Source organism: Tepidibacter sp. (assembly GCF_025210165.1).
Taxonomy (GTDB): domain Bacteria; phylum Bacillota; class Clostridia; order Peptostreptococcales; family Peptostreptococcaceae; genus Tepidibacter_A.
Genome location: NZ_JAOASI010000036.1, coordinates 1 through 11744 on the forward strand (window position 1 = coordinate 1; position 11744 = coordinate 11744).

Sequence of the window (11744 nt, forward strand, 5' to 3'; positions counted from 1 at the left end):
CTTTATTAAATCTAACTTTAAACCACTGTCCTTTTGAACCACTACTCATATATTCATTGTTTATTACTCCATCACTTAATTGCTTAGCTGTAGGCGGATAGAGTTTTGCTTTGATTTGATAAGAGCAAGAATTTCCTCCATAGTTCTTAACATATATATAATACTCTTTTTCAGCTGTTACAGGTATATCTCTAACTATATCATCCGCTTTATCTGAGCCTGGACTATTTGTAGAGCTTCCTAGTTTGTTACTTCCTGTATCTTGAGTTTCATATATATATAAATCTAAATCGTTGCTTAAACCAGCTGAGTTTATCCAAAAGTTTGCTAATCCATCTTTATTAAATCTAACTTTAAACCACTGTCCTTTTGAACCACTACTCATATATTCATTATTTATTACTCCATCACTTATTTCCTTAGCTATAGATGCAGATCCTCCACTAAATCTTACAGTTCTATATTCAACATTGTCATCATCATCAGTATCATGTCCTCCATCAGTTTCAATAGCAAATTTCAATCTTTGCTGTCCAGGATTATTTATAGTTACAGATAAATATGCATTATTAGTCTCTCTTCCATCTAAAGTTGATTCGCTATCAGAATCAAGTCTATTTCCATCTTGATTATAAACAACTACAGTATATCTTGGTCCTTCTGAATTATCATAATTTTTTACTGGTAATTTAAACTCTATTTCTCTTCCTACTTCAAAGTTCATTCCATCTTCAACTTCTTCATAATCGTCAGATGTATCTGAATATTTATAAAGAATATCTCTTATTCCTAAATCAAATTCACTAGATCCTCCACTATCTTGCATAGTTATAGTGTCTGAACCAGCTTTATACCATGTTCCATTTTGAGCCTGAGCATAAGCATATAATGTATATGTGCGTCCTGCACTCATTCCATCATTTACTACACCTTCAACATATCTAGAAGAATATGAACTACTTGCTGTTCTACTTTCTACATATGAACTAACTCTATCTGTAGAGCTACCATAGTCTCTACCTGTAATTCTTAATTCTCTATAATAATCTGTGTTAAAATCATTGCTTAATTTCACCCTAAAATCACATGAATCAGTTGTTGGGTTAGATAAACTTAAATATGACATTTATTCTTCACTCCTCTTTTATATTTTTTTATTTATAATTTATTTTGTAAGTTTTAACTTACTAGCTAGTTTGTTTTGCCTTACACTATATAAAAGGAGTTTTTAAGTTAAATAATCAACCATCTTCTAAATTTTTTTATTATTTTTTATGAGAATCTATGTAGCCATTGAAATAACTTATTTTTAAAGCAAAAGAATATTATAACCATGTATCATGGCTATAATATTCTAAGTATTTGTCTTGGAAAAATCACATTCGATTCTAAATTATTTAATTTTTTTAATTCATCCACTGTAATATTAAATTTTTTTGAAATAGAATATAAAATATCTACTGATTTAACTGTATAAGTATCTCTTTTATCTTCTAATACAGAATCTTTAGATTTCCCAAAACTCAAATTTGATTCTACTATATCCATTATTTCACCTTCTTTTTAAGTATTTTTTAATGTGATGCTCTCTTTGATGTCTTCAACGTCTTGTTTTACTTCTTCAATAATATGAAATTTTTCTGTAAGATTAGATATTATGCCTTGATAATTTTTTTCTCTTTCCTCTTGCCTGATATCTCTTTTTTCTTGAGATTTAAGAATATAAAATATAAGTCCAACCGCAAGTACTGCCCATACTCCTTGTGTTGAAGCTAATTGCAAAACTTCTTTTTCCAAAAAAATCACCTCCTATATAATAAAAGGGACTTTTTTATGTTAAAATCAACTATTCTTTAAATTTAAATCTTTCTACACATTTTAAAAATTCTAAATTTAGTTCTTGAGATAAATCCTCGTTTAACTTTCCATTTATGTAACTTCGTTTTCTTATTAAAGGTTGAAACATTGATAACAAAATGTTTATAGCTTCTTCATCTTTATTCTTTGCTCTTTTAACTAATTCTTCTATATTTACAATATTCAATTTGTCACCTTCTTTTTTAGTTTTTAAAGTAAATATTAGTATTTAATAAACTTTTATTTAATTTTTTTAAAGCTGTTTTTTTCACTTTATTTATATTTTGAAAACTAGTATCTAATTTTTTAGCAAGTTCTCTTTCTGTTATTTGATTTACATATAACTCATATATAATATTTTTTTGCTTTTTTGTTAGTTTCTCAATCCTTTTAACAAGTTCTTTATTTTCAAAAACATCATTAAGGTCTTGAAATTCATCAAATAAAGCAATATCTTCTACATTGTTATTTTCATCAACAATTAAATTTATTTTTTCCATTTCTTCTTTTGTTGTATTTAAAGAAAGCTCTTCTAAGGAATATCGCTTTTTATATTTAATTTTTAATTCCGTAGATTTATATCCTATGCTCTTTGATATATAGTTTAAAAAAGATATACTATTTTCATTATTTTCACTTTTAACTCTATTTTTCATTTGGTTCCCCCCAATGCAAAGAAAAGAAATCTTTATATATTTTATCGAACATACGTTCTGTTGTAAAGGTTAAAATTCCCATTATTTTTTAAGAATATTACAATTTATACTCCCTAATATACTAAGAGTATTTTTTATTCAAAAAAATCAACCAATACGTAAATATTTTAATTTTTGAAAATATATAGGATCAGATATATTACTAGTAACACTCATATTTCTTGACTTGAGACTGTTTCTATTATTTTTTCTTCCAGTTAAATGCTCTCTATCTTCTATATATTTTTTTCTTAGATTATTTAAGGCTCTATTTTTAGTTCTATTAACAGCTTGTCTACTAATCCCTAGTCTCTCGGCTATGTCTTTTTCAGAAAAACCATGTATAAATGCCATAGTAATAACATCTCACTGATTACTAACTAAGGATTCAATTAATATCAAGGTTAAAACTGAAATTTCTATATCAACTACACTTTCATTCGCTAATATATCGTGATTTATTTCCATGAACTCTTTAAATTTATTTTCATACCTCTTAGATAAATCTAAAGTCCTTTTTCTTAAATGAATATGCATGTATTTAGCAATTTGCTTATTACTTGAATTGTTAAACTTAGAAATATCAATATATTGTATCAATTTCAAAACTTCAATAATTAAATCAGTTTCAGCTTCTTCGTAATCTAAACTATTGCTGAGTTTTTTTAATGTAGGATTAAAATCCTTTATAATTTCCAATATAGCATCCTTATCATTATTTTTAGCTTTTTGCAATAAATCGTATAATTTCATATAAATCTTCTCTTTTCTACAAAAAATTGTCGTTCCCTACTAACTATCCAAGCGAATTTATACCTAAATCTGTAAACGGGTATAATTTGACTTTTTTTATCGAAAAATGCTGATTAAGTAATAATATAACTTGTAAGGGGATTTTGTTTAGATATTAAACGAATTTTTATTGAATGTTCTATATTTTCAGTTAATAAAATTCAATCTAACACTTAAAAGTATTAAGAATATAATATTTGAAAGGATTAATAAAAATATATTAAATAAACCTAATTTTTTTACTAAAATTAGGTTTATTTTTTTACAACAGATTCTTGTATTTCATTATTGCAAAATTTAAAGGAGTATGTTATACTTCTTGTAAACAAAAGTTTATAATCTAAACAGAAGCTTGGTGATTAATTTGACTAGTAGAGAAAAAGAAATTTTAGAATTCATAAGAAACAATCCGTTAATATCTCAGCAGGAAATTGCTGATTATTTTGGAATAACTCGATCTTCTGTAGCTGTTCATATAACCAACTTAAGTAAAAAGGGTCATATCAAAGGAAAAGGCTATATATTAAAAGATGAGGATTACGTAACCGTAATAGGAGGAACTAATATAGACCTTCAAGGTTTTCCAAATGAAAACTTAATTTTGAATGATTCAAATCCAGGCCAAATGAAGATATCTCTAGGTGGAGTAGGGCGTAATATAGCAGAGAATCTTGTGAAGATGGATGTAGATACAAAATTAATATCAGCTCTTGGGAAAGATATGTATGGTGAAAAGATATTAAAAGAAAGTAAGTTAGTTGGAATTGATATGGAAAACTGCTTAATATCTACTGATTATCCAACCTCAACTTATCTATCTATATTAGATGAGAGTGGTGATATGAAAGTAGCTATAGCTTCTATGGATATATTTGATAAAATAACCATAGATTTTATAAAACAAAAATCAAATATTATAAAAAATTCTAAAGTATGCGTTATAGATACTAATATGCCAAAGGATGTAATAGAGTATCTATTATCAAACTTTAAGGAAGTAGATTTTTTCCTAGATACAGTTTCAACTAAAAAAAGTGAAAAAGTAAAGGAGCTTATAGGAATGTTCCACACTATAAAGCCCAATAAATATGAAGCTCAGTCACTTTCAGGTATAAAAATCAATACAGAAGATGATCTTGACAAATGTGCTAAGTATTTCCTTGACAAAGGAGTTAAAAGAGTATTTATAAGTCTTGGAAAAGATGGAGTATTTTGTTCAGATGGACAAGAGTCTAGTATTGTAAAAAATCCAGAACTAGATGTAGTTAATGCTACAGGTGCAGGTGATGCATTTATAGCAGGACTTGTTTATAGTCATATTAATAAATATGATTTAATATATAGTACTAAATTTGCTATGAGTGCGTCTATACTTGCTCTGTCTCATCAGAACACAATAAATCCAAATATGTCAACTAAAAATATAGAAAAAACTTTAAGGGAGATGAAATTATGTTAGAAAAATATTTAAAAATAAATCCAGAAGTGAAAAAAGCTTTAGATGAAGGAACTCCAGTAGTTGCTCTTGAATCTACTATAATATCTCACGGTATGCCTTACCCTCAAAATATAGAAATGGCTAAAACAGTTGAGTCTATAATAAGAGAAAATGGAGCTATACCTGCTACAATAGCAATTCTTAATGGAGAACTAAAAGTTGGACTTAGCCCTGAAGAACTTGAGCACCTTGGTAAAAGTGATTCTGTTTTAAAGGCTAGTAGAAGAGACTTACCTTTTATAGTAGCTAAAAAATTAGATGGAGCAACAACAGTTGCATCTACTATGATAATAGCTGCTCTTGCTGGAATAAAGGTATTTGCAACAGGTGGGATTGGTGGAGTACACAGAGGTGCTCAGCAAACTTTTGATATATCTGCAGATCTTCAAGAGCTTGCACACACTAATGTTGCAGTAGTATGTGCTGGTTGTAAGTCAATACTTGATATTGCTTTAACTCTAGAATATCTAGAAACTAATGGAGTTCCAGTTGTAGGTTACAAAACTCAAGAATTCCCAGCTTTTTATACTAGAAAAAGTGGATTCAATGTTGATTACAAGGTAGATAGTTCAGCAGAACTTGCTTTAGCTTTAAAATCTAAATGGAACTTAAACTTAAATGGAGGAGTTGTAGTATCAAATCCTATACCAGAAGAGTTTGAAATGGACTATGATACTATAAATAGTGCTATAGAAGATGCTTTAAAAGAAGCTGATGAAAAAGGAATAAGAGGAAAAGAGTCTACTCCTTTCTTACTTGGAAAGGTTAAAGCGATAACTGCCGGAAAGAGCTTAGATTCTAATATTCAATTAGTTTATAACAATGCAAAGGTTGGAGCAAAGCTTGCTGTAGAACTTTCTAAATTAGATAAATAAAGTAAAGGCTGTATCATTTGATACAGCCTTTTTTTATTTGAATTCATTTATATAATTGTTCATATTTTTAGTCATATTAGTTAGCTTGCTAGCAGTAGATGAAACTTGTGCTACAGACTCACTAATTTGCTCTGATGATGCTGATATTTCCTCTGATGATGCTGATATTTCCTCTGATGATGCTGATATTTCCTCTGTTGATGCTGATATTTCTTGTGCAATAGAAGATGCTTCTTCTATTTTTTCAAGTATAATATTTTTTTCATTATTAAGACTTGTAGCAGATTTATTTACTTCATCTATCTTAGGGATTATATGATTCAATCCTTTTATAGTTTTATTAAATGAACTCATAGCTGTATCTATATCTGTCTTTTGATTTAAAAGTTCAGTATTAACTATACCAATAGTCTGCACCATACTCTCGGTTGCACTTGATATTGTCTGTATTAATTCGTTTATATTTTGAGATGAATCTTTAGTTTGCTCTGCAAGTTTTCTTATTTCATCAGCTACTACTGAAAATCCTCTTCCCTGTTCTCCAGCTCTTGCAGCCTCAATAGATGCGTTAAGAGCTAATAAATTAGTCTGGTCTGCTACTTGATTTATTAGTGATGTTATATTATTTATTTCATTTATATCTTGACCTACTCTTGCTATTTTTTCTATTAATTCCCTAAATACTATTATAACATTGTCTACTGATGATATAACCTTTTCTACATTTTCACTACTCTCACTTATAGTCGAACTTATCTCTTTTGAATCAGAGTCAACATCTTTTATATAATCTATTATACATGTGAGTTTATATGTAAAATTATTAAGTATTTCATTTATATTATCAAGACCACTCGCCTGAGATATTGTACCATCAGCTATATTTTGTATAGATAGCACTATACTTTCAATGCCTAAAGTCATTTTATTTGATATATCAGTTAAATGATTAGACATATCATCAGTATTTGATGCTTGAACTTTTACATTATCTACTATTGACTTAAGACTATTTATCATATCTTTAAAGTTATTACATAATACTTTAGTTTCATCATTTGTATTTATATTTATATCATCTACAAGCTCTCCTCTAGCTACTTTTTTAGATGAATCTACCAAATTCTTTATAACCTTTAATATATTATTTGAAATTTTATAAAGTATTATAGATGATATAATAAATGATATTATTCCAACGATTATTGTCATCTTTATGTTTGAAGCTATAGCCTTGTTAACATTATCCATAGAAATAGATATAATTAAAGACCCTATATTCACATCATTTTTATACATAGGTACTAATACATCATATACGTACCTATTTAAGCTTTTATCGTAATACTTACTAGAATAGATTTCTTCATTTCCTATTGGCATTTTACCTTCTTTACTTTTTAGTGTACTTCCTATCTCTTCTTTTTTTGAAGAATTTGTTATTATATAATTTTTATCTACTAAAAAAACAGACTCTATATTTTTTTCATCAGAAATCTTATTTAATAGCATTTGTATATCAAGACTCTTTTTTAAATCTTCTAATTTATTTGCAAGTATTCCTACCTGTATCATTCCTGCATTAGGCATTTTTATATACCCATATTTATAGTAATCATCCGTCTCTCTTGATTTTCTTATATTCTCCATAAATTCATCACTATTACCATATTGAACAGAAGATGATATATGGTCTTTCCCAAAATTAGCTCCCATACTACTTTCAAGATTAGAATATATTATATCCCCATTAGAATCTGTTACATTTATTTCATCTACTTTGAATATATTTGCTATGTTAATTAAATAATTATTATCTATAGCTAAGTAATCCTCTGATATAAAATTACCTATATTCCTTATATCATTTTCTATACTTTCATTTATAATACTTATAGCCTCATCATTATTTTTAATTTGCTTGAATACTTGATTTGCCAAATCAATTCCATCAAGCTTCATTTGATCTATTAGCCTTGTTTTAGATATATTTATATTTATAAAAGATATAGTTGATATTATTATAAACATAATTATTAATGGAATTGTAAGTATTTTAAATCTTATACTCCTAAATTTTTTTAACAATTTATTCTCCTCCCCCTTATTCATCTTTTAAATTAGGTATAACTCTATTTATTTTTTCTACTTGATGCCATATTTTTTTTATATTGTATTTGTTCACATACGAATCTAACTCTTGTTTTGTTTCAAACTCCTTAATTGTTAAATCATCATCCTCAATAAGCTTTAATTTGTACATGCTTTTATCCCCCCAATTTCATACTATATCTATATATTAACATTTTTTTGTATTTTTAAAAATGTAATTATGAATTCATAGAATATTCAAAAAAAATAAGCCTAATAATTAGGCTTATTTTCCACAACACTTCTTATATTTCTTACCACTATTGCAAGGGCAAGCATCATTTCTTCCTATTTTTTCTTCTTTAACTATAGTCTTTGAAGACTTATATTTTTTTTGTATTTCTTTTCTTTTTTCTTCAGATAAGATATTATTCCATCCCTCTAAATTATATAACCAGTGAGCTTCTACTGCATTCATATTGTAGTATAATTTTTCAAAATCTATTTCTACAGTAACTTCACTATCAGCTTCTAATCCTTCTAATTTAATTTCATTTTTTGTACTTTCACTTATTCCATCTAAAAATCCCATGAAATATTCTTCACTAATTTTATATTCTTTAGCTAAATCAGAAACTTGTCCTTTTATTATCTCAGTTTTATCATTTAATATCTTATCATATACTCCAGCTTCTAATTTTAAGTACTCTTCCCAGAACTTAACTTCCTCTTGTTCACTTGTATGATTCTCAGCTAATTGCTGCCATTTTTCGAATAAACTCATAATTTTTCCTCCTTAATTAATAAATTACCTAAATATTAATTATATCAAATATATTTTTATTTTCAATCAAATTTTGAATATATCTTTCAATACACCTATTGCATATTCTTGATTTATAAAAAATGGACTTGTTGCTATAGTTATTACATTTGATTTATTTATTAATTCTTTTATTCTATATATTTTCAATTCATAATCTATATACTCCATATCCTTAGAAAATATATCTAAATCTATATCCAGAACTATTTCTTCATCTATTTGCTCACTAAAGCTATTTAAATTATCCATTATAAATACTTCAGAAAATATACCTATATTTAATGCAGGTTTTATAAAATTCCCAACATTAAGGCTAAAATTAGTATACTTAAAAACTTCTTCCATGTCCTCTATATTATCTATATATTCTTCTGGTTCTCTCATATCCTTATGCTGGTCTACATGAACAAGTTTTATTCCTTTCTTAAATTTCTTATTTTTTAGTGACTTTATCCAAAAATAAAATGCATGATTATGATTATCAAATATATATACGTCCTTCCCATTAAAATCATATTTAATAAAGTTTTCAAGACCTCTATTTTTTATTTCTTTATCAAATTCAATTTCACAAAATGCTATATGGTTTCCTATTTTAACATCATCTAGAGTTCCATTTATTAATGATGCTACGTATATATTTTTATGTTCTCTCTCTTTATAAGAAAATATATTATTTCCTATAGGCTTATCTATAAAAAAACCTGTATAATAATTCATCTATATCACTCCAATATTAGGCATATTCAAAAATAAACTAGTCATCTTACTCGTCCTTTTTATTCTTTTCGTCGTTACTCAATCACTTACATACAGTGAGTATGCTCGTGATTGAGTTCCTATAAAATAATCAAAATTACTTCGTAACCTGACTTATTTATTTTTTCATATACCCTATAGTTTTTGTTTGTACGAAAAGGTAGTATATATTTATTTATAGAATATAATAATAAAGTGAAACTCATAATGTAAATTATACTTGTCCACAATTGGAATAGGAATATAATTTCCTATTCGTTATAAAATATTATATTATATATTTACATATTTACTAAGGAGGAATTTTCTTTGAATGAATTTATTAAAGCTTTTGTTTTAATAACATTAGCTGAAATGGGAGATAAAACTCAGCTTCTAGCTCTTGCATTTGCATCAAAATTCAAACCACTTTATGTTCTTATAGGTATATTTATAGGTGCTTTTTTAAATCATGGAATAGCCATAGCTCTTGGTAATTACATAAGTAATTTTATTCCAATAAAGCAAGTTCAATTATTTGCATCTTTGCTATTTATATTATTTGGTCTATGGTCTTTAAAAATTGATTTTGAAGATGATAAAGATGATGATATAAATTCTAAGTACGGCCCTATATTAACTGTAGCATTTGCTTTTTTTATTGGCGAGCTTGGAGACAAAACTCAACTTACTGCTATGACGCTTGGAGCTAATTCTAAATTACCTTTGCTAGTCTTATTTGGGACCGTAAGTGGTATGATATTAACTGGTGGTCTTGGTATAATTGTTGGAAAATTGCTTGGTAAAAAAATACCTGAAGTAACAATGAAAATAATAGCCGCTTTTGTTTTTATGTTCTTCGGTACAGTTGGTTTATATACATATATTCCAACTATATATACAACACCAATTAATATATTATGCTATTTTTCAATGATTGCACTATTGATACTTCTTATTTTCAGATTAAATGTAATACAAAAAGACAGATATTACGAACTTAAACTAGCACAGGTTCTGACTAAATGTAAAAATTGTGGACAAAAACACTTCGAATCATGTCCAATAAATCAAGAAAGAGTTAAGATAGAAAAAGAATATTTAGGTGAAAATGTTCCTTATCTAGGAAGTGTTATAAAATATTTAGAAAGTCTAAAGTATATGAATGTAAATCTTTATCGAAAAGTTCATAATTGTTATAAAGAAAATAAAGAATAAAGTTCACCTTTTCACTTAATTAAGTTAATATTTTTTCATTTTTCCTTATTTAAATTAAGTTCAAATTGTGATATACTTAAAAAAGTTAATCCAAATGTTTCTATTTATCTGAAAGCTAAAAGTTATAAATCTTTATCCTATCAAGGCTAAAGATAAAAATTTAACAGCTTATGGATTAGCTTAACTAATGAACTTAAAAAGGAGAAATTTTTATGAAAAAATCTAAATCTTTATCTGAGAACTTAGGACTAATGATAATTATTTCTATGATACTTGGAATAATAGTCGGATATTTTATCTATAAGACTAATATTGGAATGTTTTTCGCATCAAATATTTGCTCTAACCTGGGCGATATATTTATGCAACTTCTTAAAATGGTAGTTATACCTCTAGTTGCAACATCTATAATATCAGGTACCGCATCTATTGGAAATACTAAATCTGCTGGTAAAATAGGCGGTGCTACATTTGCTTATTATATGTTTACAACAGCATTTGCAGTTGTACTTGCTTTAATAATAGGTAATTTAACTCAACCGGGAGTAGGCGTTGATAACTCTATAACATCAATGTTTTCTAATGAGTATGCTGATAAAGGAGATTTACCTGGTTTTTGGGAAACTATTAAAGGAATAATACCTACTAATCCTGTAAAAGCACTTGTAGATGGTAATATGCTTCAAATATTGTTTTTCAGCTTATTCTTAGGCTTTGGTATATCTAGCCTTGATGATGAAAAAAAGGAATTTATACTAAAGGTTTTTGATTGTATAACAGATGCACTTATTTGGGTTATAAATAAAGTATTGTTATTTGCTCCAATTGGAGTATTTGCTCTTATGGTTTATTCAATAGCTACATTTGGATTTGATTCTTTAAAACCTATATTTAAGTTGTTTGGAGTTTATATAGTAGCTCTTGCTGTTCATACGTTCGTATTTTATCCTACGATGGTTGGAATACTTTCTAAGATTTCCCCATCTGTATTTATAAAAAAGGTTATGAAACCTTTATACTGTACCCTATAGAGTGGACACTAAAAAAAGTCTATTCTATAGGGTATTTTTATGTATAATAGAAAAAAAGACGAATGGTGGAAGATAAAATGAGTAATAAAATATTTACAGAAAAAGAAATAAGAATACTTTCTC

15 protein-coding genes are annotated in these 11744 nt (G+C 27.0%); 4 read left to right on the top strand and 11 right to left on the bottom strand.

Annotated features, from left to right (window positions below; all coding sequences use genetic code 11):
- The 7 genes from N4A48_RS05675 to N4A48_RS05705 form a co-directional block, all read right to left on the bottom strand.
- Nucleotides 1–1126: hypothetical protein (locus N4A48_RS05675; protein WP_293664865.1), on the bottom strand; the 1126-nt coding region annotated here is incomplete at its 3' end.
- Nucleotides 1127–1344: 218 nt separating this feature from the next.
- Nucleotides 1345–1548 (bottom strand): LysM peptidoglycan-binding domain-containing protein, encoded by a 204-nt coding sequence (locus tag N4A48_RS05680; RefSeq protein ID WP_293664866.1) that lies wholly within the window; start codon nucleotides 1546–1548, stop codon nucleotides 1345–1347.
- Nucleotides 1549–1563: 15 nt separating this feature from the next.
- The gene (locus tag N4A48_RS05685) at nucleotides 1564–1797 is read right to left on the bottom strand and encodes a BhlA/UviB family holin-like peptide (RefSeq protein ID WP_293664868.1); all 234 of its coding nucleotides are present in this window, start codon (nucleotides 1795–1797) and stop codon (nucleotides 1564–1566) included.
- 49 nt (nucleotides 1798–1846) lie between these two features.
- Nucleotides 1847–2044, bottom strand: a complete 198-nt coding sequence (locus tag N4A48_RS05690) for a helix-turn-helix domain-containing protein (RefSeq protein WP_293664869.1) — start codon at nucleotides 2042–2044, stop codon at nucleotides 1847–1849.
- Between the two features lie 16 nt (nucleotides 2045–2060).
- Nucleotides 2061–2513, bottom strand: a complete 453-nt coding sequence (locus N4A48_RS05695) for a hypothetical protein (protein ID WP_293664870.1) — start codon at nucleotides 2511–2513, stop codon at nucleotides 2061–2063.
- 147 nt (nucleotides 2514–2660) lie between these two features.
- Complete coding sequence (locus tag N4A48_RS05700; protein WP_293664871.1) at nucleotides 2661–2906, bottom strand: sigma factor-like helix-turn-helix DNA-binding protein; 246 nt, start codon at nucleotides 2904–2906, stop codon at nucleotides 2661–2663.
- A gap of 12 nt (nucleotides 2907–2918) precedes the next feature.
- A complete protein-coding gene (locus tag N4A48_RS05705) occupies nucleotides 2919–3305 on the bottom strand; it encodes a helix-turn-helix domain-containing protein (protein ID WP_293664872.1) in 387 nt (128 codons plus the stop codon).
- 394 nt (nucleotides 3306–3699) lie between these two features.
- Between N4A48_RS05705 and N4A48_RS05710 the strand changes: the two genes are divergently transcribed.
- Both N4A48_RS05710 and N4A48_RS05715 read left to right on the top strand, forming a co-directional pair.
- Entirely contained in the window at nucleotides 3700–4803 is a 1104-nt protein-coding gene (locus N4A48_RS05710; protein WP_330665057.1) for a PfkB family carbohydrate kinase, read from the top strand.
- On the top strand, nucleotides 4797–5717 hold the full coding sequence (locus N4A48_RS05715) for a pseudouridine-5'-phosphate glycosidase (RefSeq protein ID WP_293664873.1): 921 nt from the start codon (nucleotides 4797–4799) through the stop codon (nucleotides 5715–5717). Before N4A48_RS05710 ends, N4A48_RS05715 begins: the two co-directional genes overlap by 7 nt.
- A gap of 33 nt (nucleotides 5718–5750) precedes the next feature.
- Here N4A48_RS05715 and N4A48_RS05720 read toward each other — a convergent pair whose 3' ends face one another.
- The 4 genes from N4A48_RS05720 to N4A48_RS05735 all read right to left on the bottom strand — a co-directional run bounded on the left by N4A48_RS05720 (nucleotide 5751) and on the right by N4A48_RS05735 (nucleotide 9354).
- Nucleotides 5751–7805, bottom strand: coding sequence for a methyl-accepting chemotaxis protein (locus N4A48_RS05720; RefSeq protein WP_293664874.1), 2055 nt, complete (start codon nucleotides 7803–7805; stop codon nucleotides 5751–5753).
- 16 nt (nucleotides 7806–7821) lie between these two features.
- Nucleotides 7822–7980 carry a hypothetical protein gene (locus tag N4A48_RS05725; RefSeq protein WP_293664879.1) on the bottom strand — a complete coding sequence of 53 codons (159 nt, stop codon included), beginning with the start codon at nucleotides 7978–7980 and terminating at the stop codon, nucleotides 7822–7824.
- Between the two features lie 114 nt (nucleotides 7981–8094).
- Nucleotides 8095–8592 (bottom strand): SEC-C metal-binding domain-containing protein, encoded by a 498-nt coding sequence (locus N4A48_RS05730; protein WP_293664880.1) that lies wholly within the window; start codon nucleotides 8590–8592, stop codon nucleotides 8095–8097.
- Nucleotides 8593–8658: 66 nt separating this feature from the next.
- Nucleotides 8659–9354: a UPF0489 family protein gene (locus tag N4A48_RS05735; protein ID WP_293664881.1), complete on the bottom strand. Its 696-nt coding sequence runs from the start codon at nucleotides 9352–9354 to the stop codon at nucleotides 8659–8661.
- A 348-nt stretch (nucleotides 9355–9702) separates the two neighbouring features.
- Here N4A48_RS05735 and N4A48_RS05740 point away from each other — a divergent pair, with 348 nt between their 5' ends.
- Both N4A48_RS05740 and N4A48_RS05745 read left to right on the top strand, forming a co-directional pair.
- Nucleotides 9703–10590: a TMEM165/GDT1 family protein gene (locus N4A48_RS05740; RefSeq protein ID WP_293664882.1), complete on the top strand. Its 888-nt coding sequence runs from the start codon at nucleotides 9703–9705 to the stop codon at nucleotides 10588–10590.
- A 212-nt stretch (nucleotides 10591–10802) separates the two neighbouring features.
- Complete coding sequence (locus N4A48_RS05745; RefSeq protein ID WP_293664883.1) at nucleotides 10803–11621, top strand: dicarboxylate/amino acid:cation symporter; 819 nt, start codon at nucleotides 10803–10805, stop codon at nucleotides 11619–11621.
- The last annotated feature ends 123 nt before the right edge of the window (nucleotides 11622–11744 follow it).